Source organism: Arthrobacter subterraneus (assembly GCF_900099735.1).
GTDB lineage: Bacteria > Actinomycetota > Actinomycetes > Actinomycetales > Micrococcaceae > Arthrobacter_D > Arthrobacter_D subterraneus.
Genome location: NZ_FNDT01000011.1, coordinates 1 through 24,311, shown reverse-complemented (window position 1 = coordinate 24,311; position 24,311 = coordinate 1). Strand labels below are relative to the sequence as shown.

Annotated in this window: 18 protein-coding genes and 1 rRNA gene; 15 read left to right on the top strand and 4 right to left on the bottom strand. The window is 64.4% G+C overall.

Annotated features, from left to right (window positions below; all coding sequences use genetic code 11):
• Positions 1-140: 140 nt before the first annotated feature.
• Positions 141-1,286 (top strand): trans-sulfuration enzyme family protein, encoded by a 1,146-nt coding sequence (locus BLS52_RS12140; protein ID WP_090587041.1) that lies wholly within the window; start codon positions 141-143, stop codon positions 1,284-1,286.
• A 33-nt stretch (positions 1,287-1,319) separates the two neighbouring features.
• A complete protein-coding gene (locus tag BLS52_RS12135) occupies positions 1,320-1,619 on the top strand; it encodes a DUF2516 family protein (protein WP_035778048.1) in 300 nt (99 codons plus the stop codon).
• A gap of 42 nt (positions 1,620-1,661) precedes the next feature.
• Here the strand turns inward: BLS52_RS12135 and BLS52_RS12130 are convergent, their stop codons facing one another.
• A complete protein-coding gene (locus BLS52_RS12130) occupies positions 1,662-2,459 on the bottom strand; it encodes an SAM-dependent methyltransferase (protein WP_090587040.1) in 798 nt (265 codons plus the stop codon).
• 107 nt (positions 2,460-2,566) lie between these two features.
• Between BLS52_RS12130 and BLS52_RS12125 the strand changes: the two genes are divergently transcribed.
• Positions 2,567-3,322: a phosphoglyceromutase gene (locus tag BLS52_RS12125; protein ID WP_026544303.1), complete on the top strand. Its 756-nt coding sequence runs from the start codon at positions 2,567-2,569 to the stop codon at positions 3,320-3,322.
• Positions 3,323-3,397: 75 nt separating this feature from the next.
• Here the strand turns inward: BLS52_RS12125 and phoU are convergent, their stop codons facing one another.
• Positions 3,398-4,057, bottom strand: a complete 660-nt coding sequence (gene phoU, locus BLS52_RS12120) for a phosphate signaling complex protein PhoU (RefSeq protein WP_090587130.1) — start codon at positions 4,055-4,057, stop codon at positions 3,398-3,400.
• Between the two features lie 174 nt (positions 4,058-4,231).
• Between phoU and BLS52_RS12115 the strand changes: the two genes are divergently transcribed.
• Entirely contained in the window at positions 4,232-5,482 is a 1,251-nt protein-coding gene (locus BLS52_RS12115) for a sensor histidine kinase (RefSeq protein ID WP_090587038.1), read from the top strand.
• Positions 5,479-6,159 carry a response regulator transcription factor gene (locus BLS52_RS12110; RefSeq protein WP_090587037.1) on the top strand — a complete coding sequence of 227 codons (681 nt, stop codon included), beginning with the start codon at positions 5,479-5,481 and terminating at the stop codon, positions 6,157-6,159. Before BLS52_RS12115 ends, BLS52_RS12110 begins: the two co-directional genes overlap by 4 nt.
• Before the next feature lie 49 nt (positions 6,160-6,208).
• Here BLS52_RS12110 and BLS52_RS12105 read toward each other — a convergent pair whose 3' ends face one another.
• A complete protein-coding gene (locus BLS52_RS12105) occupies positions 6,209-6,736 on the bottom strand; it encodes a hypothetical protein (protein WP_139186264.1) in 528 nt (175 codons plus the stop codon).
• 255 nt (positions 6,737-6,991) lie between these two features.
• Between BLS52_RS12105 and BLS52_RS12100 the strand changes: the two genes are divergently transcribed.
• From BLS52_RS12100 to glgX, 6 genes are all read left to right on the top strand, one after another.
• Complete coding sequence (locus BLS52_RS12100) at positions 6,992-7,474, top strand: CarD family transcriptional regulator (protein WP_026545321.1); 483 nt, start codon at positions 6,992-6,994, stop codon at positions 7,472-7,474.
• Positions 7,475-7,584: 110 nt separating this feature from the next.
• Positions 7,585-8,304 (top strand): 2-C-methyl-D-erythritol 4-phosphate cytidylyltransferase, encoded by a 720-nt coding sequence (gene ispD, locus BLS52_RS12095; protein ID WP_090587034.1) that lies wholly within the window; start codon positions 7,585-7,587, stop codon positions 8,302-8,304.
• Positions 8,301-8,789, top strand: a complete 489-nt coding sequence (gene ispF / locus BLS52_RS12090) for a 2-C-methyl-D-erythritol 2,4-cyclodiphosphate synthase (protein WP_090587032.1) — start codon at positions 8,301-8,303, stop codon at positions 8,787-8,789. Before ispD ends, ispF begins: the two co-directional genes overlap by 4 nt.
• Before the next feature lie 49 nt (positions 8,790-8,838).
• On the top strand, positions 8,839-10,278 hold the full coding sequence (gene cysS, locus BLS52_RS12085) for a cysteine--tRNA ligase (protein WP_090587031.1): 1,440 nt from the start codon (positions 8,839-8,841) through the stop codon (positions 10,276-10,278).
• An 88-nt stretch (positions 10,279-10,366) separates the two neighbouring features.
• Positions 10,367-11,359: a 23S rRNA (guanosine(2251)-2'-O)-methyltransferase RlmB gene (gene rlmB / locus BLS52_RS12080; RefSeq protein WP_090587029.1), complete on the top strand. Its 993-nt coding sequence runs from the start codon at positions 10,367-10,369 to the stop codon at positions 11,357-11,359.
• A gap of 16 nt (positions 11,360-11,375) precedes the next feature.
• Positions 11,376-13,454, top strand: coding sequence for a glycogen debranching protein GlgX (gene glgX / locus BLS52_RS12075; RefSeq protein WP_090587028.1), 2,079 nt, complete (start codon positions 11,376-11,378; stop codon positions 13,452-13,454).
• Here glgX and glgP read toward each other — a convergent pair.
• Positions 13,451-16,063 carry an alpha-glucan family phosphorylase gene (gene glgP / locus BLS52_RS12070; protein ID WP_175460159.1) on the bottom strand — a complete coding sequence of 871 codons (2,613 nt, stop codon included), beginning with the start codon at positions 16,061-16,063 and terminating at the stop codon, positions 13,451-13,453. The two genes, glgX and glgP, sit on opposite strands and share 4 nt — an antisense overlap.
• Before the next feature lie 189 nt (positions 16,064-16,252).
• On the opposite strand from glgP, the gene BLS52_RS12065 reads away from it, so the two are divergent.
• The 4 genes from BLS52_RS12065 to BLS52_RS12050 all read left to right on the top strand — a co-directional run.
• The gene (locus BLS52_RS12065) at positions 16,253-18,268 is read left to right on the top strand and encodes an alpha-1,4-glucan--maltose-1-phosphate maltosyltransferase (RefSeq protein ID WP_090587024.1); all 2,016 of its coding nucleotides are present in this window, start codon (positions 16,253-16,255) and stop codon (positions 18,266-18,268) included.
• Positions 18,268-20,034, top strand: a complete 1,767-nt coding sequence (gene treS / locus BLS52_RS12060) for a maltose alpha-D-glucosyltransferase (RefSeq protein ID WP_090587023.1) — start codon at positions 18,268-18,270, stop codon at positions 20,032-20,034. The genes BLS52_RS12065 and treS overlap by 1 nt, the downstream gene beginning before the upstream one ends.
• Positions 20,034-23,759 carry a 1,4-alpha-glucan branching protein GlgB gene (gene glgB, locus BLS52_RS12055; RefSeq protein WP_090587021.1) on the top strand — a complete coding sequence of 1,242 codons (3,726 nt, stop codon included), beginning with the start codon at positions 20,034-20,036 and terminating at the stop codon, positions 23,757-23,759. The genes treS and glgB overlap by 1 nt, the downstream gene beginning before the upstream one ends.
• A gap of 422 nt (positions 23,760-24,181) precedes the next feature.
• A 16S ribosomal RNA gene (locus BLS52_RS12050) occupies positions 24,182-24,311 on the top strand; the annotation flags it as partial.

Sequence of the window (24,311 nt, the reverse complement as noted above, 5' to 3'; positions counted from 1 at the left end):
AGACCGCATAGCGCCTGTGGACTGATGCATCCGCAGCGGAGGGGAACTGCGCATCAAGTGGGCACAAATAACCCACCTGAGATGTAACAAGCGCCCGCCCGATGCGTCAGGGCCGTGCCCGCACCAACTAACCTGATCGAATGACCCAGCACGCGCACCTCGCCCCGGATACGATCACCGTCGCAGCGGGCCGCCCGCCACGGAACCACGATTCCCCGGTCAATCCGCCGATCGTGCTCTCGTCGACCTTCCACGAGACCGCTCCACCCGTCGGCTCCGACCGCATCTACGCGCGCATGTCCAACCCCACCTGGGACCCCTTCGAGGAGGCGCTTGCCGAGCTTGAGGGCGCGGCGCTGCCGGCTCTCACCTTCGCCTCCGGTCTCGGAGCGGCCGCTGCGGCGCTGTCCCTCGTCCCGGCGGGGGGAATGGTGGTGATCCCGCGGCATGCGTACGGCGGGTCTGTCTCGCTGGCGCTCGCCGAGGAAGCCCGGGGCCGTCTGACGGTCCGGCAGGTGGATATCGCCGACACCTCGCAGGTCCTCGGGCAGCTCGACGGCGCTGACATGCTGTGGCTCGAAAGCCCCACCAACCCGATGCTTGAGGTCGCCGAAACCGCGGTTCTGGCCGCCGCCGCCAAGGCAGCCGGCGCCACCGTCGTCGTCGACAACACCTTCAACACACCGCTGGTGAGCCGGCCGCTGGACTATGGCGCCGACGTAGTGCTCCACTCCGTCACCAAGTACCTGGCCGGCCACTCCGACGTGGTCCTGGGCGCCCTGGTGACCTCGGATGCCGCGATGCGCGCCGAGCTGGCAACCTACCGCACACTGCACGGCGCGATTGCCGGCCCGTTCGAGGTGTGGCTCGCGCTGCGCGGACTGCGCACCCTCGCGCTGCGGATGGAGCGCAGCCAGGCCAACGCACTGGAACTCGCGCGCCGGCTGGAAGTCCATCCCTCGGTGACGCGCATCCGCTACCCGGGGCTGCCGAACGATCCCGGCCATGAGCGCGCCACCGCCCAACTCAAGGGCTACGGCGGCATCATCAGCATCGAACTGGAGAGCAGGGACGCCGCCGACGCCCTCGTGGAGGCGGTCCGCCTCTGGCTGCCTGCCACCTCCCTTGGCGGTGTCGAGTCCCTGATAGAACGACGACGGCGCCAGCCCGGTGAACCGAAGACGGTGCCTGAGGCGCTGGTCCGGTTGTCCGTCGGCATCGAAAACGTCGAGGACCTCTGGGCTGACCTCGAGGCGGCGCTCTCATCCGCGCCGAATAACGGCTAGGCTGATTCCGTGGAACTTGTGCTTTTGACCGAAATGTGGCTCTTCAGAGTCCTGGGGTACGTTGCGCTCGGCATTGAACTGTGGGCGTTCATTGACTGCATCCAGCGAAAGCCCGCGTCCTTCGAAGCCACCTTCAAACGCACCAAGAGCTTCTGGCTCGGCCTGACCGCCGGTGCGGCCGCGATCGGAGCGCTGACCGCCCTCTTCGGCGGCATCGGCCTGTTCGGACTGCTGCAGCTCGCTGCGATCATTGCCGCCTGCGTCTACCTTGCGGACGTAAAGCCTGCGGTGAGCGAAGTCCAGGGCAGCAGCGGCCCCTACGGTCCCTGGTAAGGCTGACCGGCCACTCGCAGGGTCCCGTCTATCCGGCGCCGTTCAGCCGGGCGCCACCGCATCCCACGCAACAGTGATTTCACCCAGACGCCACCGGGCCGGACCGTCGACCAGCGGCCAGCCGGCGTCCGCCATGGCCGAACACATTCGCAGCCAGCGCTGCCGGTTGCCGAAGGAGCCCAGCGGTGCCGCATCCAGCCACGCGCGGTCGAGCGCCTGCAGATAATCGAACACCCGCTCACCGGGCACGTTCCGGTGAATCAGCGCCTTCGGCAGCCGCTCCGCCACATCCGACGGCACCCCGAAACCACCGAACCGCAGGGAAATGCTGAGCGAGAGCGGACCGTCCACGCCGAGGGCAACCCATGTAGCGCGGCGCCCGATCTCGTCGCAGGTCCCGTCAATGAACAGGCCGTGTTCGGACAGCCGCCCGCGCACCAGGTCCCAGTGGGCCGGATACTCGTCCTCCCTGTACTGACGCAGGACGTTGAACGCCCGGACCACGGAGGGCCGCCGCCCATCCAGCGGCACCTCGAATCCGCCCTGTACAAAGCTGAGCCCGGGACATTGCAGGGGGAGGGCGGCGCGGACGCGCTCCGGGTCGATCTCGACGCCCACCACCTCGACGTCGCTGCGCACCGTACGCAGGCGGGTGAAGAGCTCGACGGCGGTGACCGGCGTCGCGCCGTAACCGAGGTCCACCACCAGGGGATCTTCCGCCGCACGGATACGCCACGCATGCGGACCGGCCAGCCAGCGGTCCATCCGCCGCAGCCGGTTGGGATTGGTGGTGCCGCGGGTGATCGCTCCCACCGGCTTCCCGGGCTTTCGTACTGGCACCGTTCAAGATTACGGGCAATGCTTGCGCGCGTCGGGTTACGGGTAATGAAAGGGCCGGTGAGCGCGCAGTATGTGCCCCTCGTGGCCAAATACGGCAGACTTGGGCCATGACTTCTTACAAACTGATCCTGCTGCGCCATGGCCAAAGCGAGTGGAATGAAAAGAACCTTTTCACAGGCTGGGTGGACGTGGCACTGACGGAACTCGGACGCAAGGAAGCCGTTCGCGGCGGCGAGCTGCTCGTTGAGCATGACATCCTGCCGGACATCGTTTACACCTCGCGGCAGAAGCGCGCCATCATCACCGCGAACCTCGCGCTTGAGGCAGCAGACCGCAGCTGGATCGACGTCAAGCGCAACTGGCGCCTCAATGAGCGCCACTACGGTGCGCTCCAGGGCAAGGACAAGGCGCAGACGCTCGCAGAGTACGGCGAGGCGCAGTTCATGGAATGGCGCCGCTCCTATGACACCCCGCCGCCGCCCCTCGACGATTCGAGCGAGTATTCGCAGGCCAATGACCCGCGTTACGCGGACCTCGGCGATGATGTGCCCCGCACGGAGTGCCTGAAGGACGTCCTCGAGCGGTTCCTGCCGTACTGGGAGTCGGATATCAGCGCAGACATCAAGGCCGGCAAGACCGTCCTTATCGCTGCCCACGGAAATTCGCTGCGCGCGCTCGTCAAGCACCTCGACGGCATCAGCGACGCGGACATCGCCGCGCTCAACATCCCTACGGGCATCCCGCTCGTGTATGAACTGGACGAGGACCTCAAGCCGGTCAAGGCCGGCGGTACCTACCTTGACGCGGACGCCGCTGCCGCAGCCATCGAGGCGGTAGCCAACCAGGGCAAGGCCAAGCACTAGCAGCCAGACCGGCATTCAGACGACGGCGGCCCGCCTCCGGGAAGGAGGCGGGCCGCCGTCGTTCTTTGGGTGGTGCTAGTTCAGCGGAGCGCTGGGCTGCCATTCGCCGGTCACGAGGTAGGTGACCTTCCGGGCCACCGATACACCGTGGTCAGCGAAGCGCTCGAAGTAGCGGCTGGCCAGCGTGACGTCAACGGTGGTCGGGGCGGACGCATTCCAGTCTGCTGCGGCCACTGCCTTGAAGACTCCGGCGTGCAGCTCGTTGATCCGGGAGTTGTGGGCATAGATCTCGTTGCTGAGTTCGAGATTCCGGGTTTCGAGGAGTTCGGTGACCTTGTGGGCAATCGCGATGTCCAGCTGCGCCAGTTCAATGAAGGTGGGCCGGATGCTTTCCGGGATCACGTTCTCCGGGAAGCGCAGACGTGCCAGCTGGGCGATGTGCCGGGCAAGATCGCCCATCCGCTCAAGCGACGCGCTCATCCGCAGCGCGCCCACGATCATCCGCAGGTCGCTGGCCACCGGCCCCTGCAGGGCGAGCACGTCGATGGCGCGCTCGTCGAGATCGTTCTGGAGGAAGTCGATGCGCGCGTCGGCGGCGATGACTTCCTGCGCCAGTTCGGTATCCGCTCCCTCGAACGCCGTGGTGGCCTTCTGCATGGCCTCTTCAACCAGCTTCGAGATCTCGATGAGTTCTTCGCCGATCTGGTGAAGCTCCGCCTGAAAAACCTTACGCACGTGGGCGTCCTTTCCCTTTGAAATGCTGAACGGGCGCAGATGCGCAGTCCTGCTCAGCACGTTTTCAGTTGCCCCTTAACTGTTACGCACCTTTAGGTGAACGTTAGTTGAACCACCGGCCCAAAGCCACCGGATCAGCAGGGTGCGGCGTAACCACGGCCTAAGCTGGGTTTTGTGGATCCTGTACTGCTGAGCCTTGTGGCCGGGCTGGTCGGCCTCGCCATCGGCGTCGCCGGCATGCTGGCGTTCCGTGCCAGCGAGGCGCAGCGGCGCGTGCGGCTCGACTCCGATGAGCCGGTGCTCCCGAAAGGGGCCGCCGATGTGCTCTCCGTCATCGGGCGCGCCTACGTCATCGTCGACGGCATTGACGGCGTGGTCCGGGCAAGCCCCGCCGCGTACGCTTTCGGCCTTGTCCGCGGCCATACCGTTGTCCACCGCGAACTTCTTGAGCTCACGGCCCGGGTCCGGAGGGACGGAGTCATTGAGGAGCGGCAACTGGAACTTCCCCGGGGCCCGCTCGGGCAGGGCACCATTGTTGTCCAGGCGCGCGTCGCGGCGCTCGGTGAGGAGTACATCCTGATCCTGGCCGATGACCGCACCGAGATCACCCGCACCGAGGAAATCCGCAACGACTTCGTGGCGAACGTGTCCCACGAACTCAAGACCCCCGTCGGCGCCATCTCCCTTCTCGCCGAGGCCCTCGATGACGCGGCCTCGGACGAGGTCGCCGTGCGCCGTTTCGCCCAGCGCATGCATAAGGAATCGGGCAGGCTCTCAGCCCTGGTCCAGGACATCATCGAGCTGTCCCGCCTGCAGGGTACCGATGTGGTGCGGCGCGGGAAGCCGGTCGATGTGAATGCGGTGATCGCCGAGGCCGTGGACCGCAACAAGCTTCCCGCGGAAAGCAAGCAGATCGACATTGTGGTCGGCGGGAAGATCGAGTCACCGGTCTACGGGGATCCTGACCTGCTCATGACCGCCTTCCGCAACCTCATCGACAACGCCATCCGCTATTCACCGGAGGGAACCCGGGTGGGGGTCGGCCTGCGCTCCCGCGACGGACTGGCGCAGATTTCCGTCACGGACCAGGGCCTCGGCATCACACCCGAGGAGCAGGAACGCATCTTCGAGCGCTTCTACCGCATTGATGCGGCGCGTTCCCGGCAGACCGGCGGCACGGGCCTGGGCCTGAGCATCGTCAAGCATGTGGTGTCCAATCACGGCGGCGAGGTGACCGTGTGGTCCCAGCAGGGCCAGGGAAGCACCTTCACCGTCCGCCTGCCGGAGATGGAAACAGCAGACGACGACGCCGGCCCGGCCGCCGCTTCCGGCGCCACCGGAAGCTCGCGAACAGAGACCACACAGCACGAGAGCCCGCTGGGCGACAAGGGCGGCAGCGCCCGGAACCAAGGAGTAAAAGCGTGAGCCGCATCCTGATCGTTGAAGATGAAGAGTCCTTCAGCGACCCCCTGTCCTATCTCCTGGGCAAGGAGGGCTTTGACGCCGTCGTGGTGGATAACGGTCCTGACGCACTGACCGAGTTCGACCGGGCGGGAGCAGACCTTGTGCTCCTCGACCTGCAGCTGCCGGGCCTGTCGGGTACTGAGGTGTGCCGCCAGCTGAGGCAGCGCTCTTCCGTCCCGGTCATCATGCTGACGGCCAAGGATTCGGAGATCGACAAGGTGGTGGGCCTCGAGCTGGGAGCCGATGACTACGTCACCAAACCCTATTCGTCACGTGAGCTCGTGGCACGCGTCCGCGCAGTGCTGCGCAGGCAGGGCGAACCGGAAGAGCTCATCTCCAGCACCGTCGCGGCCGGCCCGGTCCGCATGGACGTGGAACGGCACGTAGTGAGCGTCAACGGAGAGCAGGTCTCGCTGCCCTTGAAGGAGTTCGAGCTGCTGGAGATGCTCCTCCGCAATTCCGGCAGGGTGCTCACGAGGGGCCAGCTGATTGACCGGGTGTGGGGCTCGGACTACGTGGGGGACACCAAGACGCTGGACGTCCACGTCAAGCGCCTTCGCGGGAAGATCGAGCCGGACCCCTCCGCGCCGCGCCACCTCGTCACGGTGCGCGGACTGGGATACAAATACGAGCCTTAAACCAGGGAAGGCGCCGGGCCCTTGGGTCCGGCGCCTTCCGTCGGTGTACTTAGTGGTCTTCCTCGCCGGCTTCCTCGGACGGTGAAGGCTCCGGGGTGAATCCGCCGGGCACATACTCACGGTATTCCTCGAGGGTCCCGTCCAGCACCGGTACACGGAACGTCTGGCTCTCTGAGTTCACCGTGAAGTCGAGGTCCACCAGGGCGCCGGGGATCTCGCTGATGCCCTGCAGCGTGCCGTCGTCGTCCACCTCGTCCTCGAACACGTACTTGTCGTTCGCTTCGATGGTGATCTGCGAACTCTCGTTCTCACCGTCAATGGTGACCTGAACGGGCGAGTCCGATTCGTTGAACATGGTGCCCAGCAGTCTGCCCGGCTCGCCCTCATCAGAGGTGATGATGAGGATGTTGCGCAGGAGCACCGGTCCCACCTGCTCCACAATCCCATCCGAGGCGGAGTACTGCAGGGTGGTCGCCTGAAGGCTGGTGGCGGAACAACCGGTGGCTCCAAGGAGAGCCAGCACAGCGCTTCCGGCAGTTACTGCCAGCTGTACTCGTTTCTTCGGGGAACTCTTCACGGCAATAACTCCTGAGGGTTGGTTCGGTGACCGGTGGACAAACGCTATGCCACAGCCTATCGGCAACGGGGACGATTATTGGACTTCAATGAACCCCGGCGAGCGATCCGGAAGTCCCGCATGCATCAAATCTGCCCTGCGTCAAGAGCGGAATGATAGCTAACTGATCGCTGTCTGCCCCGCTGACCTGCGATAACGCGTAATGGGCGTGTCGTTTTCGTGATAAACTGATCTGCGGGAAAGGGGATTATCCACATGGTTTTTGAGGTCGGCGAAACAGTTGTTTACCCTCACCACGGCGCAGCAAAGATTGAAGAGATCAAGATGCGCACTGTCAAGGGCGAAGAGAAGATGTATCTCAAGCTCAAGGTGGCACAGGGTGATCTGACCATTGAAGTTCCAGCAGAGAACGTTGACCTCGTCGGGGTACGTGACGTTGTGGGCAAGGAAGGCCTTGAGCACGTTTTCGACGTACTCCGGGCGGAATTCACCGAGGAGCCTACCAACTGGTCACGCCGGTACAAGGCAAACCTGGAGAAGCTCGCATCGGGAGACGTCATCAAGGTCGCGGAAGTTGTCCGGGACCTTTGGCGCCGGGACCACGATCGCGGTCTGTCCGCCGGTGAGAAGCGGATGCTGGCAAAGGCTCGCCAGATCCTGATCTCGGAGCTCGCCCTGGCCGAGAAGACGGATGAAGAGAAGGCAGCCACCGTGCTCGACGAAGTACTGGCTTCCTAGAAGAAAAAGGACCGCGGAAACGCGGTCCTTTTCTTTTGTCGGCTTCCGGCGGGGAAACGGTGCGGAAAATGGTCACAGGTGTGCCTGTGCGGTTCGCGTAGGGTGAAGCTGTGTCAGAAGATTCACGCCGCGTTGGCGTCATCATTGTTGCCGCCGGCGCCGGCGTCCGCCTTGGCCGCGGCATGCCCAAGGCCCTCGTCCGGTGTGCCGGCCGCACACTGCTTGAGCTCGCACTGGACGGCGTCCGCGCCTCGGCGCTTGCGGGCCACATCAGTGTGGTGGTGCCGTCCGGCGACACAGAGTTGAGGGCCATCGTCCACGCCCACGATCCCTCCGGTCTCACCATCACCGCTGTTGACGGCGGACCCAGCCGGCCTGAATCCGTTCGCGCCGGACTGGCGGCGCTGCCCGGCGACGTCGGCATTGTGCTTGTTCATGATGCCGCCCGGGCGCTCACTCCACCGCACGTCTTCCATTCAGTAGTGGCCGCTGTCCGCGGGGGCGCGCCCGCCGTCGTGCCGGGAATCGCGGTGTCGGACACCATCAAGGTGGTGGATGGAAACACCGTGACCGCCACGCCCGATCGCGCCACGCTGCGCGCCGTCCAGACTCCGCAGGGCTTCGACGCCGCGACGCTGCGTGGTGCGCACGCAGCAGCGCGGAAGCACAGTTCCGTCACCGACGACGCGATGCTCGTTGAGTCCCTCGGCACCCCGGTCACCCTCGCGCCGGGTGACCCCCTGGCATTCAAAGTCACAACGCCGCTCGACCTGATGCTCGCGGAAGCGGTTGTTCTGCAGGCCCGGGCGGAGTCCCAGGAGGATCAATGAACGCAAAGTTGCCGCGCACCGGCATCGGAATCGACGTCCACGCATTTGCGTCCTCCGCCGAGTCCCGGACGCTGTGGCTGGCGGGGCTGGAATGGCCCGGAGAACGGGGGCTTGCCGGACATTCCGACGGCGACGCCGTGGCTCACGCCGCAGCCGATGCACTGTTCTCCGCATCCGGAACGGGAGATCTCGGAACCAATTTCGGCACCGACCGCCCTGAGTACGCCGGTGCTTCCGGGATCACCCTGTTGAGCGAGGCAGCGCGCATTGTGCGGGCGGCGGGCTTCGAGATCGGCAACGTTGCCGTGCAGCTTGTTGGGAACCGCCCGCGGTTCACTCCGCGGCGCGCCGAAGCGGAGGCCGTCCTCTCTGCTGCGGTCGGGGCGCCGGTCACCGTCTCCGCGACCACGAGTGACGGGCTGGGCTTCACCGGCCGGGGCGAGGGAATAGCGGCGGTTGCCACCGCCGTCGTCGTCGAGTGTTGACCGGATTTTCCGGTCAGGGCACCGGGACCGGATTCGGTAGTCTGGGTCGGTGAGCCTGAGATTCTATGACACCGCAACAGCAGAAGTCCGCGAGTTCACGTCCCTGACACCGGGGGCCGCGCGGGTGTACTACTGCGGTGCCACAGTGCAGGGGATGCCGCACGTGGGCCACGTGCGCTCAGCCATAGCGTTCGACCAGCTCACCCGCTGGCTCCGGGTACGCGGCTACGTGGTCACCGTGGTCCGTAACGTCACCGATATCGACGACAAGATCCTTGCCAAGTCCCGGGCATCCTTCGAGGAGCCCCTCGAGGATTCCGACGCCGTGCCGAACGAGGAGTGGTGGGCGCTTGCCTACCGCTACGAGCAGGAATTCCTCAAGGCCTACGACACCCTCGGCGTGCAGCGCCCCACTTATGAGCCGAGGGCAACAGGGCACATCCCCGAGATGCACCAGCTCATCCAGCAGCTCATCGACCGTGGGCACGCCTACCCTGCGTCGGACGGATCGGGAGATGTGTATTTCGACGTCCGTTCCTGGCCCGTCTACGGGAGTCTGACCCGCCAGAACGTGGATGACATGCAGGCAGCGCCGGACGCCGATCCCCGGGGCAAGAGGGATCCCCGCGACTTCGCCCTCTGGAAGGGATGGAAGGAAGGCGAACCGGAAACAGCGGCCTGGCCCAGTCCCTGGGGCAATGGGCGCCCGGGCTGGCACCTGGAATGCTCGGCAATGGTCACCAGGTACCTTGGCACCGAGTTCGATATCCACGGCGGCGGTCTCGACCTGCGGTTTCCCCATCACGAGAATGAGATGGCGCAGTCCCAGGCCGCAGGCCACCGGTTCGCCCGGTTCTGGATGCACAACGGGATGGTGACCTACGAGGGCGAGAAGATGTCCAAGTCGGTCGGCAACACGGTCAGTCCCGCCGAGATGCTCCAGCTCACCACACCCAGGGTGGTCCGCTACTACCTCGGGCAGGCCCACTACCGCTCCGTGCTGGACTACCGGCCCACCTCGCTCCAGGAAGCCGCTGCCGCCGTCGAGCGCATCGACGGGTTCCTCGCCAAGTCCGGTCACGCGGGCGGCGCACCGGACTGGGCGGATCTGCCGGAAGAGTTCGGTGCCGCCATGGATGATGACCTCAACGTGCCCCGGGCCCTCGCCGTACTCCACGAGACCGTGCGGGCAGGAAACTCGGCACTGGCAGTCAACGACAGTGCCGGCGCGGCCCGCGCTGCTGCCGCGGTATCGGCCATGACGGCGGCACTCGGGCTCGACGACGCCCGCCCGGCCGGAGGGGCAGAGAAATGCCCGGAACTCACAGCTCTGGACGCGCTGGTCCGTTCCCAGCTCGCCGAGCGCGCGGCAGCCCGGGCAGGGCGGGACTGGGCCCGTGCGGACGCCATCCGGGACGCGCTGGCGGAGGCCGGCGTCGTCGTTGAGGATTCGGCGGACGGTGCGCGCTGGAGCCTCTCCCGCGGCTGAAAGTCCCGGAACGCGACAGCGGAGGGGGCGGGGCGTCCGCCCGCGTAAACTGGACTGACGCAAGTCCTCTATCTGAAGGTGTTTCCCCATGGCCAACCCCCACGGACGTCCTGGCGCTATCCGCAAGACCAAGAAGGGTCCCACCATCGGTACTGGGGGGCACGGACGGAAGTCGCTCGAGGGCAAAGGACCAACACCCAAGGCCGAAGACCGTCCCTACCACAAGGCGCACAAGAGCAAGCAGCTGGCAGAGCGCTCTGCGGCGAAGCGGCTCGGAGGCAAGGCAGCGCCCGGCCGCTCCAGGGCCAAACCGGGAGAAGAGTACGTCACCGGGCGCAACGCCGTCGTGGAGGCGCTTCGGGCCGGTATTCCGGCGAAGGCGCTCCACTTGGCGATCCGGATCGACGTGGATGACCGCGTGCGTGAATCCCTCAAGCTCGCCACGGAGCGCGGAATACCTCTGATGGAAACCGGCAAACCGGAACTCGACCGGCTCGCAGACGGCTCCGTACATCAGGGTCTGATGCTCCAGATCCCTCCCTACGAATACGCGGACGGGCTCGATCTTGCCGGTGAGGCCATCGCCAAATGGAAAAAGGGGCACCTCACGCAGGCGCCCCTGCTCGTCGCGCTGGACGGTATCACCGATCCCCGTAATCTCGGCGCTATCATCCGTTCAGTCTCGGCCTTCAGCGGTCATGGGGTGATCGTCCCCGAGCGGCGGTCGGTCGGCGTTACTGCCTCGGCGTGGAAGACCAGCGCAGGTGCCGCAGTGCGTGTGCCTGTGGCGCGCGTGGGCAACCTCAATTCCACGCTGAAGTCCTTCAAGGAGATGGGCATCTTTGTCCTGGGCCTCGACGGCGACGGCGACGTCTCCCTGCCCGACCTCACCCTCGGCACCGAGCCGGTCTGCATCGTCGTCGGCTCCGAAGGCAAGGGACTCTCGCGGCTCGTCCGGGAGAACTGCGACCAGATCGTCTCCATCCCGATCGACTCCGCGATGGAATCACTGAACGCGTCCATGGCTGTGGGGATCAGCCTGTATGAAATCTCGCGCCAGCGGGCAACCAAAAAGCGCTAGGGACCGAATCACCGTCATGAGCCTGATCACTGAGATCCCCCAACTTTCCCAGGCGTTCCCGCTGGGGGTCAGCCGGTGCGCCGGTGACCAGCCGGACATCTTCAACGTCGCCGTGTACGCCCCGGACCTGGAGGCGGTGACCATCCACTACCAGGGCGCGCACGGAGAGTGGACCGAAGCCCAGCTGCCGGAGCTCACGGACGGTGTCCACCACGGCGTGGTGGAGGGGCTCGGAGAGTCGGCGCGGTATGCGTTCTGGCCTGCCGGAGCGCCGTTGCCCGGAGAGCCCGGCGAGTCCCAGCTGCTTCTGGATCCGTACGGCCGCGCCATCGACACGCTGCCGGCAGGGGATCAGCCCGCATATTTCTCGGTGGTGGTGGACAAGGCGTTCGACTGGGGCTCATCCCGCCGCCCTGCCACCCGCTGGCGTGACACCGTCATCTACGAGGCGCACCTCAAGGGGCTTACCCAGCTGCACCCGGACGTGCCCGAGGAACTTCGCGGCACCTACGCAGGCCTGGCTCACCCGGCGATGATCGGGTACCTCAGGGAGTTGGGGATCACCGCCGTCGAGCTCCTGCCGATCCACTTCCACATCGATGAGCCGCACCTGGCTCCACTGGGGCTCAACAACTACTGGGGTTACAACACGCTCGGCTTCTTCGCGCCGCATCCCCAATACGCCACCGAGGCCGCCAGGCAGGCCGGTCCCAAGGCCGTGCAGGACGAGCTGAAGGGCATGGTCCGTCTCCTTCATGAGGCGGGAATCGAGGTGATCCTCGATGTGGTCTACAACCACACGGCAGAAGGTCCGCAGGGCGGGCCCGCGCTCTGCTGGCGCGGCCTGAGCGAGATGAAGTACTACCGCCATTCCGACGACGGCCGGTACATCGATACCACCGGCTGCGGTAACACGGTCAACTTCGCTGAGCCGCGCGTCATCCAGTTCGCGCTGGATTCGCTGCGCTACTGGGTGGATGAGTTCGGAATCGACGGATTCCGGTTCGACCTCGCCGTAGCGCTGTGCCGGGATGAAAATCATCAGTTCACGCCGCGCCACCCGCTGCTGATTGCCATCGCCGCGGATACCGTCCTCAGCGGCGTCAAGCTGATCGCCGAACCATGGGACGTGGGCTACAACGGCTGGCAGACCGGCAATTTCCCGCAGGGCTGGGCCGACTGGAATGACCGTTTCCGGGACACGGTCCGTGACTTCTGGCTGTCCGACCAGGCGGCTCTGGCCGAGGGCGGCGGCGCCGGCACTGTAGCCCGGCTGGCCAGCTGCCTTGCCGGGTCCGCCGACGTCTTCGGCCGTTCCGGCCGCACCGCGGTGTCGTCCATCAACTTCGTGACCGCGCATGACGGTTTCACCCTCGCGGACCTGACGGCCTACAACCGTAAGCACAACGAGGCCAACGGTGAAGCGAACCGCGATGGCCACAACCACAACCGGAGCTACAACCACGGTGTTGAGGGCCCTACTGAGCAGGAACGGATCCTGGCTGCCCGTGCCCTCACGGCCCGCAACCTGATGGCCACCCAACTGCTCGCGCTCGGCGTACCGATGATTACCGCGGGTGACGAATTCGGCCGGAGCCAGCACGGCAATAACAACGCCTACTGCCAGGACAACGAGTTGGCCTGGGTGCACTGGAACCATGACGAGGATGCCCGGACCATGCTCACCGCGACGCGGGAGCTGCTGCGGATCCGACGCGAATTCCTCAGCGAGCAACCCGCCGGGTATCCGGCACGGGAGGACACATCCTATCTGCTGTGGTTCAACGAGGACGGCGAACCGATGTCCCCGGAACAGTGGTCGGATCCCGGGTGCCGGACCGTCCAACTGCTGCTTGGATCGCCGGACGGCACCCTGGACGGCCTGATCGTGATCAACGGGCACCTCGAGGACCGGCACCTGGTGCTTCCCACGGTGTCGGCGCTGGAGAGGTTCGGAGTGCCCGAGAGCGGGAGCCAGATGTTCGAGCTGCGGTTCAGCACAGCGGCAGCGAACGCGAAACGCCGCGGCGCCCGCCTCCATGGAGGAGAAACGGACACCGCGGCGTCGAACTCGATTACGGTCTACCGCGCCTAGGCATTCACAACGAGCCCCAGCTCCGCCTTGGACGCAAGGCTCTCATGCTGCGGGAGAACCCGGACGGTGTAGCCGAAGGACCCGGAGTGATCAATGACAATGCCGCCTTCGAACAGGAACCGGCCCCTGCCGAGGTCCTCGGAGACCTTCAGTTCTGCGACCGCCACGTCGCTGAGGTCGTCGCTGTCCGAAGCGCGGCCGTAGACCACTTCCACAACAACATCCTCCGGGTTCAGGCTGCCCAGTGACACGTAGGCGTTAACGGTGAGGGAATCGCCGATCTGCGGATCCTCGGAGACCCCCAGCGAGTCGACATGCTCAACCTGGACCGCCGACCAGCCGTCCTTGATCCTCGAACGCCAGGACGCGGCCTGCCGTGCAAACCTGTAGCCGTCGGCCACCGCGAGGCGCCCGGAACGGCAGGCGGGCTGATACAGCTGGCCGACGTAATCCTGCAGCATCCGCTCGGCGGAGACGGCGGGTCCAAGGTTTGCCATGGTGTGCTTGATCATCGCCACCCACTGGTGGGGGACGCCGTCCTTTGATGAAGCGGACGGCCCCGCGGCTCCCGCGTCAGCAGGCCGGACGGTGTTGTAGAAGCGGGGTGCAACCTGCTCCTCGATGAGGTCGTACAGAGCCGCCGCCTCGATATCGTCACGTTCCTCAGTCGAGGCGCCGTTATTTGCGGTGGGGATCGCCCACCCGTTGTCGCCGTCGTACATTTCATCCCACCAACCGTCCAGCACCGACAGGTTGAGCCCGCCGTTGATGGCCGATTTCATGCCCGACGTGCCGCACGCCTCGAGTGGGCGGAGCGGGTTGTTGAGCCACACATCGCAGCCGGGGAAGAGGGTGCGGGCCATCGCAATGTCGTAATTGGGCAGGAAGACGATCCGGTGCCGGACCTCGGGGTCGTCAGTGAACCGGACCAGATCCTGGATCATCCGCTTGCCCTGCTCGTCGGCAGGGTGTGACTTTCCTGCGATGACCAGCTGGATGGGGTTGGTCGGATGGAGCAGAAGTGCCTTAAGGCGGTCAGGGTCCCGCAGCATCAGGGTGAGCCGCTTGTAGGTGGGAACCCGGCGCGCAAACCCGATGGTCAGTACGTCCGGATCGAGGACATTATCCGTCCAGGCGAGCTCGGCGTCGGCAGCGCCGCGCTTCTTCCAGGAAGACCGCAACCGCGAACGGACGTCGTCAATGAGGTTTGAGCGCATGATCCGGCGCAGCCGCCAGATGTCTGCGTCCTCGACGTCGTACACCCGGGACCACTGCGGGTCGAGGACCGATTCCGTGCCGAAGCTCTCCCGCGCGAAGTCCGCGATGAGGGGATCCACCCAGGTGGGCACGTGCACGCCGTTGGTCACGGAGCTGATGGGAACTTCCCTTGAGTCGAATCCCGGCCAGAGCCCGGAAAACATCTCGCGGGACACTTCGCCGTGCAGCTTCGCCACCCCGTTGGCGCGCTGTGCGAGGCGCAGACCCATGACGGCCATATTGAACTTTGAGCTGTCGCCGCCCTCGTAGTTTTCGGCACCGAGTTCCAGGACACGTTCGGTGGGCACTGACGGCGCCAGACCCGCATCGAAGAAGTGCTGGATCTGGGCCCGCTCGAAACGGTCGATGCCCGCAGGGACCGGTGTATGCGTGGTGAACACCGTCGACGCGCGTCCGGCTGTCAGGGCTTCCTCCCAGGACATCGGCTGCTCGTTCGAGGAGTCCATCAGCTCACGGATGCGTTCGATTCCAAGGAATCCGGCGTGGCCCTCGTTGGTGTGGAAGACCTCCGGCGCGGGTGAACCTGTGAGCCGCTGGAAGATCCGCAGCGCCTTTACACCGCCCATGCCGAGCAGAAGTTCCTGCTGCAGACGCTGGTCACCGCCGCCGCCGTAGAGGCGGTCGGTCACATTGCGGGCCGCTTCGTCATTACCCGGCACGTTGGAATCCAGCAGCAGGAGGGGCACGCGGCCGACGTCGGCCCGCCAGATATGCGCGAGCAGTTCGCGGCCGTTCGGAAGCGGCAGCACCACCGTCGCGGCTGAACCATCGGCCTCGCGCAGCAGCGTCAGCGGCAGGTTGTCGGGATCCAGGACCGGGTAGGTTTCCTGCTGCCAGGCATCCCGTGAAAGGGACTGCTTGAAATAGCCCGCCTGGTAGAGGAGGCCGACACCGACCAGCGGGACGCCCAGGTCGGATGCCGCCTTGAGGTGGTCACCGGCGAGGATCCCCAGGCCGCCGGAATACTGGGGCAGCACAGCGCTGATGCCGTACTCGGGCGAGAAGTAGGCGATGGACCGGGGCGCGTCCTCCCCGAGCGACTGGTACCAGCGCGGTTCGGAGAGGTAACGATCGAGGTCCTCTCCCAGATCCCTGATCCGCGCAACGAGTTCCTGGTTCGCTGCGATCCGCTGGAGCTGTTCGCGGGTGACCGAGCCGAGGAACTGCACAGGGTCATGGCCGCTGGCCTCCCAGGCCTCCGGATTGATGTCATGGAACAGGCGCGCGGTCGGCAGGTGCCAGGACCAGCGCAGGTTGCCGGCCAGCTTACCCAGCGGGGCAATGCTCGACGGAAGAACGGTACGGACAGTAAACCTTCGGATTGCCTTCACGTTGGGTAGGTTAGCGTACATTTCAGAGCTGGAGTACGTCCTGGGGCCGCATGTGCGTAAACGCTTGCATTGTGACGCGCAACACTCGACTTCCTTAGGAAGTCCCCTTAGCAATCTGGCCCGATAATGGCTAACGTCTAGTCTGTGACCACTTCGAGCGAGGCGACACAAACAAGGACAGGCGCATCAATGGGCGAAGATTTGCGGTTCGGAAGAATTCCCATCACCAAGGTCTCCCCGGTGGTTGAGGCTGGATTGTTTCCCTCAAAGGCCATTCCGGGATCAGACATTGTGGTTGGAGCGACGGTGTTCCGTGAAGGACACGATCAACTCGGTGTGTCGGCGGTGCTGCTCGATCCGAATGGAACCGAAGTGCAGCGGGTACGGTTGACGCCCCTGGGCCTCGGTACGGACCGGTACGAGGGCAGACTGCGGCCCCCCAAGGAAGGGCTTCACTCCTTCCTGATCGAAGGCTGGAGCGACCTCTACGAAACCTGGCACCACAACGCGAGCGTGAAGATCGCGGCCGGCGTCGACGTCGAGCTCATGCTGGAGGAGGGCGCTGTCCTCTTCTCCACCCATGCAGCTGCCAGGCCGCAGGCTGAGCGTGAACTCTTCGTCGCCAGTGCAGAGCGGCTGCGGAACCGGGAGCTGCCGGTTGATGAGCGGCTTGCCGCCGGCCACTCAGCCGACATCCGCGCTGCGGTCGAGCGCGAGCCGCTCCGGGACCTGGTGACACCCTCCCGGGCGTACCCCATCCTGGTGGAGCGCGAAGCAGCCGGGCGGGGCGCCTGGTATGAATTCTTCCCGCGGTCTGAGGGTGCTTCCTACGACCCCTCTACCGCCCAGTGGACCTCCGGTAATTTCACAACTGCCGCCAAGCGCCTGCCCGCCGTCGCGCAGATGGGTTTCGATGTCGTCTACCTCCCGCCGATCCATCCGATCGGAACCTCACACCGCAAGGGGCCCAACAACACCCTGAACGCAGGGCCCGGTGACCCCGGTTCGCCCTGGGCGATTGGTGCTCCCGAAGGCGGCCATGACGCGATCCATCCGGATCTCGGTACGTTCGAGGACTTCGACGCCTTCGTCCAGCGTGCCGCCGAACTGAATCTCGAGATCGCCCTGGACCTCGCGCTGCAGGCGTCCCCGGACCACCCCTGGGTCACGGAGCATCCCGAGTGGTTCACCACCCGCGTGGACGGTTCGATCGCGTACGCCGAGAACCCCCCGAAGAAGTACCAGGACATCTATCCGATCAACTTCGACAATGACCCGGACGGCATCTACAACGAGGTCCTGCGCATCGTGCTTCTGTGGGTCAGCCACGGTGTGCGTATTTTCCGGGTGGATAATCCGCATACCAAGCCCGTGCAGTTCTGGGAGTGGCTCATTGCGAAGGTGAACGCGAAGCACCCCGACGTTGTCTTCCTCGCCGAGGCATTCACGCGCCCCGCCATGATGCACGCCCTGGGGCGCGCCGGATTCCAGCAGTCCTACACGTACTTCACCTGGCGGAATACCAAGGAAGAGTTGGAGCAGTACTTCACGGAGGTCAGCAGGGAAACTCCTGCGTTCTTCCGGCCCAATTTCTTCGTCAACACTCCCGATATCCTGACGGAATACCTCCAGTACGGCGGCCCGGCAGCCTTCAAGGTCAGGGCTGTCCTCGCTTCCATGGCGAGCCCATTGTGGGGCATTTATTCCGGCTACGAACTGTACGAGCACGTCGCACGCCCGGGGGCGGAAGAGTACATCGACAACGAGAAATTCCAGTACCGCCCACGTGATTACGAAGCCGCCGAAGCGCAGGGCCGGAGCCTCGCCCCCTTCCTGACACGGCTGAACGAGATCCGCCGCTCGCATCCGGCACTCGGTGATCTCGAGAACCTTACGGTTCACAGCACCACAGACTCCGCCACCGTGGCCTTCTCCAAGCACAAGGCCGGTCTCGGTGAGGACGGGCAGGGGAAGGACACGCTGATCATCGTGGTCAATGTTGATCCGCACAGTGCGCGGGAGTGCACCGTATCCCTCAATCTTGAGGCGCTTGGCCTCTCGGGCGAGGACTGGAACGAGGACGGCACTTTCTGGGTCGATGACCTCATCACCGGTCAGAGTTGGCAATGGGGAGCCCATAACTATGTCAGGCTGGACGCCCATGTTGAACCAGCACATATCCTTTCCGTCAGGAGGACGAGTTAGTGGCGAACCCGTTTCAGCTACATGCCCCCGGTCTTGCGCATGACCCCCACTGGTATCGCAAGGCGGTGTTCTATGAAGTGTTGGTGCGTGGTTTCGCGGACGCCAACGGCGACGGCTCCGGAGACTTCACGGGTCTTATCGACAAGCTCGACTACCTGCAATGGCTTGGGGTCGACTGCCTGTGGCTTCCGCCGTTCTTCAAGTCCCCGCTGCGCGACGGCGGTTACGACATCGCGGATTACTACGATGTCCTCGACGAGTTCGGGAGCCTGAGTGATTTCAAGCGCCTGGTGGCTGAGGCGCATGCGCGCGGCGTGCGCGTCATCATCGACCTTCCGCTGAACCACACCTCTGACAAACACCAGTGGTTCGAGGAATCACGGACGGATCCGGACGGGCCGTACGGTGACTTCTATGTCTGGAGTGACACGGACGAGAAGTACCAGGACGCGCGCATCATCTTCGTGGACACCGAAGAGTCCAACTGGACCTTCGACCCTGTGCGCAGGCAGTTCTTCTGGCACCGGTTCTTCAGCCACCAGCCGGACCTCAACTTCGAAAACCCGAAGGTGATCGAGGCACTCTTTGACGTCGTACGCTTCTGGCTCGACCAGGGAATCGACGGCTTCCGGGCGGACGCAATTCCATACCTCTTCGAGGAAGAGGGCACAAACTGCGAAAACCTTCCCGCCACCCACAAGTTCCTCAAGGACCTGCGGGCCATGGTTGACGAAAACTATCCCGGCCGCGTCATCATCGCCGAAGCAAACCAAATGCCGGAAGAGGTGGTTGAATATTTCGGCGACGACGACGGCGCGGAATGCCACATGTGCTTCCACTTCCCGATCATGCCGCGGCTGTTCTACGCGCTTCGCGACCAGAAGGCTGCCCCGATCATCGAAACGATGGCGGAGACTCCGGATATCCCGTCAGGGGCGCAGTGGGGAACTTTCCTCCGCAACCATGACGAACTCACCCTCGAGATGGTGACCAACGAGGAACGTGAGGCGATGCTCGGCTGGTACGCCCCTGATTCCCGGATGCGGGCCAACATCGGTATCCGGCGCCGGCTTTCGCCGTTGCTGGACAATTCCCGCGCCGAAGTGGAACTCATCCATGCCCTGCTTCTGTCCCTGCCGGGAAGTCCCTTCCTGTACTACGGCGACGAGATCGGTATGGGCGACAACATCTGGCTCGAGGACCGCGACGCTTCACGCACGCCGATGCAGTGGAACCCGGACCGGAATGCCGGCTTCTCCACGGCGGACCCGGGAAAGCTCTACCTCCCGGTGGTGCAGTCCCTCGTCTACCACTACAACCACGTCAACGTTGAAGCGCAGCTGGCAAGCTCCAGTTCACTGCTTCACTGGATGCGCCAGATGCTCGCGGTTCGGCGGTCGCACCCCGCGTTCGGCCTGGGGTCTTACCGCAACGTGCCCACCGAAGCTGAGCCGGTCCTCGCCTTCATCCGTGAGGTCGAAGCCGGAAACGCCGAAGGAGAGCAGCCGGAAGTCATTCTGTGCGTCTTCAATCTCTCCCAGCACCCGGTCGCGGCGCGTCTCCACCTTCCGGAGTACTCCGGTCGGGGACTGCGGGACCTCTTCGGCGGCACCCCATTCCCGGCCTTCGGCGAAGAGGGAGGCCTCACGCTCACGCTGGGCAGCCACGACTTCTACTGGTTGCGCCTGCGTTCGGCCAGCTCGAATGTCGCATCTCCACATACCGAAGCCATCCCCGTAATCCCTATTTCGGAGGCAGCACAGTAATGGACGCACCGACTTCACCCCTTCCCGAACTGCTTGCGGCCTGGATGCCCAGCCAGCGCTGGTTCCCATCGAAAGGCAGGGAGATTTCCCTGAGCCGTGCCGGCGGGATCCGCCTGGAGGATCCATCAGGTGAGGTGGGCCTCGAGGTCCACCTTGTCGCAGTCGAATCGGGGCGAAGACTCGACGTCGTCAATGTTCCGCTTTCCTTCCGGTCCGAGCCGCTTGAAGGCGCTGACGCGGCCCTTCTGGGCGAGACGGATCATGCCGAACTTGGGCGCCGCTACGTCTATGACGGCACCCATGACCCGGTCTTCGTCTCTGCGTGGCTGGAGCTGATCCGTACCGGCGGCGGGACACCGGATGGAAGGACCACCGCCACCGCGCTGGGCGACTTCGCGTCCAGTAACGGGGTTCCGCCGTCGGCCCGGATTTCCGTGCTCGGTGGTGAGCAATCGAACACCTCGGTTGTGATCTCCTCGGGCAAGACCCCCATGATTCTGAAGTTTTTCCGTGTCCTCGCTGCCGGTGAGAGCCCTGACGTTCAGGTGAGCGCGAAACTGACAGATGCCGGAAGCACGGACGTCCCGCAGACGTTCGGGTGGGTGATGGGCAGCTGGCAGGACGCGCGGGCGGACGGTGAGTGGATAACCGGTCACCTCAGCGTGCTGCGGGAATTCCTTACCGGAAGCAAGGATGCCTGGAAGCAGGCGCTCACGGCACTCGAAGCGGGTAAGCCGTTTGCCGCGGAGGCCGCAGAACTGGGCCGCGTCGTCGCGCGGGTCCACACCCAGCTGGGGCAGGCCTTCGGGAGCCGCCCGGCAACCGATGCCGAAGCGGCAGAGTTCCGCGAATCACTGGCCAGCCGCATCGAATGGGCCTGGCGGGAAGCGGGCTCCGCTGTGGGACCCTTCGACGCGGAGATCCAGTCGGTCACCCGCGAGGTCCAGGGACTGGAGAAGCTTCCGGAGCTCCAGCGCATTCATGCCGACCTTCATCTGGGGCAGATCCTTGCAACACGCGAGGGCGCCTGGCTGGTCCTCGATTTCGAAGGGGAACCACTGCGGCCGGCGGCTGAACGGAGCGTGCCCGATGTGCCGGTCCGCGACGTCGTCGGGCTGGTCCGTTCCCTCGAGTACGCAGCGGGGGTGGGCGTGCATGAGGGCTCAGTAACGCCGTCGGTTGCGGAAGCATGGGCCTCGGAGGCGGTTGAAGCCTTCCTCGAAGGGTATTCAGACGAAGCCGGAACAACGGTTGACCGCGCGAGCGTCCTGTTCCGCGCACTATGGCTTGACAAGGCACTCTATGAGGTGGTGTACGAATTGAGAAACCGGCCAGATTGGGTGGATGTACCTGTTTCCGCAGTTCGACGGATGCTTAAGGGCGGTCGTGCCGCAGAGGAACAGAGCGTGGAGGAGAAGCCAGACCAGGAAGAGGCCCACCAGGAAGGGATTGTGGAGGAGACAACAGCAGGCCCGCAGGAAACCGGCAAGGCGCCCGCGGCAGAAGCTGCGCACAGTGAGGGCGCTGCCGGGACGCCGCCCGGAGATCCCATTCCTGTCGATACCGAAATCCTGCAGGCCGTCTCGGAAGGCCGTTACTACCAGCCGCATGCTGTGCTAGGAGCGCATCTTGACCATCACGGCCATGTGACGGTCCGCACCCTTCGCCGGCTCGCCGAGAGCGTGGTGGTTGTCACAGGCAGCGGCCGGGTTGAGCTGAGCCACGAACACAACGGCATCTGGGTCGGAACGCTGGAGCCCGAGCGCCCTGGGCATGTCCCCGATTACCGTCTGGAAGTGGTGTACGACGGCGCCCCGCAGCTGACCGACGATGCTTACCGCTTCCTTCCCACCCTCGGTGAAATCGACATGCACCTCATCGCCGAAGGCCGGCACGAGACGCTGTGGACCGCGCTCGGTGCGCACGTCCGCCGCTATGCCTCCGCGTTGGGAGACATTTCCGGCGTGAGCTTTGCGGTGTGGGCGCCCAACGCACAGTCGGTCCGGGTAAAGGCTGATTTCAACGGCTGGGACGGATCGGTCCACGCCATGCGGTCCCTCGGGAGCTCCGGTATTTGGGAGCTCTTCGTTCCCGGGGCTGAAGCCGGAGCCTGCTACAAGTTCGAGATTCTCGGGCGGGACGGACAATGGCGCGAGAAGGCAGATCCCATGGCCCGCGGTACCGAAGTCCCGCCGTTGACCGGATCCCGCGTCGTGGAGTCCCGCTATGCCTTCGGTGACGATGCATGGATCCAGGAACGCAGCGGCAAGGATCCCCACAATGGTCCGATGAGCGTGTATGAAGTCCACCTTGGATCATGGCGCCTCGGACTCGATTACAAGCAACTCGCTGAACAGCTTGTCGAGTACGTGCAGTGGCAGGGATTCACCCACGTCGAGCTGATGCCTGTCGCGGAACACCCGTTCGGTGGATCCTGGGGTTATCAGGTCACGTCCTACTACGCGCCGACTGCGCGTTTCGGCCACCCTGACGACTTCAAATACCTCGTGGACAAGCTGCACCAGGCAGGAATCGGCGTCATCATGGACTGGGTCCCCGCCCACTTCCCGAAGGATGAATGGGCACTCGCCCGGTTCGACGGCGACACCCTCTACGAGCACGGCAACCCCCAACTGGGCGAACACCCTGACTGGGGAACACTGATCTTCGACTTTGGCCGGCGCGAGGTACGCAACTTCCTTGTCGCAAACGCCCTGTACTGGCTGGAGGAATTCCACATTGACGGGCTGCGCGTGGACGCGGTCGCATCCATGCTTTACCTGGACTACTCGCGGGAGGACGGCCAATGGCAGCCCAACCGCTTCGGAGGCCGGGAGAACCTTGAGGCGATTTCCTTCCTCCAGGAGGTGAACGCCACCGCGTATAAGCGTGTGCCCGGCATAGTCATGATCGCTGAGGAATCGACCGCTTTCGACGGCGTCACCCGCCCCACTGCCCAGGGTGGCCTGGGCTTTGGGATCAAATGGAACATGGGCTGGATGCACGACTCCCTGCAGTACATCGCCGAGGATCCGATCAACCGGGTGCACCACCACGGCAAGGCAACGTTCTCCATGGTCTACGCGTACACCGAGAACTTTCTGCTGCCGATCAGCCATGACGAGGTAGTCCACGGCAAAGGCTCGCTCCTTCGCAAGATGCCGGGTGACCGGTGGCAGCAGCTGGCGAACGTGCGCGCCTACCTCGCATTCCAGTGGGCGCATCCCGGCAAGCAGCTGATCTTCATGGGCACCGAGTTCGCGCAGGAGTCCGAATGGTCCGAGCAGCATGGTCTTGACTGGTGGCTCTCTGACACCATTCCCCACAAGGGCGTGCAGAAGATGGTGCAGTCGCTCAACTCCATCTACCGGGATACGCCCGCGCTCTATGCGCGGGATAACGATCCGTCAGGCTTCCAATGGATCGATGAGAACGACGGCGCCCACAACACGTTGTCCTTCATTCGCTGGGACACGCAGGGAAACCCGCTTGTCTGCATCGCCAATTTCTCCGGTTCCCCGCACGAGGGATACCGGGTCGGTATGCCGTGGGCCGGCCAGTGGACTGAACTGCTGAACACCGATGCCGAGGAGTTCGGCGGTTCCGGGGTTGGCAACATGGGGGTTGTCGAAGCGGTCGAGGGAGCCTCAAACGGGTTGCCTGCATACGCTGAACTGCGGGTTCCACCGCTGGGCGTTCTGTACCTCACTCCCGCCCAGGTCTAGCCTCCGAAGGGGCCCCGGCCGCCGGATTTACAAGTCCGCTGCCGGGGTGCTAGAGTTTATATCCGCGCCGACGATCACTTCGGATCCGGCCCTCCATCCACATCGAGTGAAAACCAGGTTGTTTATGGTCGCCACGAAGTGGAGGTGAAGGGGTGGATTTGACGGGGTGGGGTTTGGCGGGTAAGTTTGAAAAGTTGCTCCGGAGCGATGATGCGGCCTTGAGGGTTGTGTTTGGTGCCGGGTGCTTCTGTTGTTTGAGAACTCAATAGTGTGCCATGTTTGTTGATACCGATTGTTTTTTGATTGGTTGATTTGCTGGTCGTTTCGCTCTCGTGTGGGGTGGCTGGTTTTTTGGCTGGTTTCGAATTTTGTGCAGCATGGGTTCTTCTTTTTCCGGGGGGCTTGTGTTGTGTTCGTATTTTTTTACGGAGAGTTTGATCCTGGCTCAGGATGAACGCTGGCGGCGTGCTTAACACATGCAAGTCGAACGATGATCTCCAGCTTGCTGGGGGGATTAGTGGCGAACGGGTGAGTAACACGTGAGTAACCTGC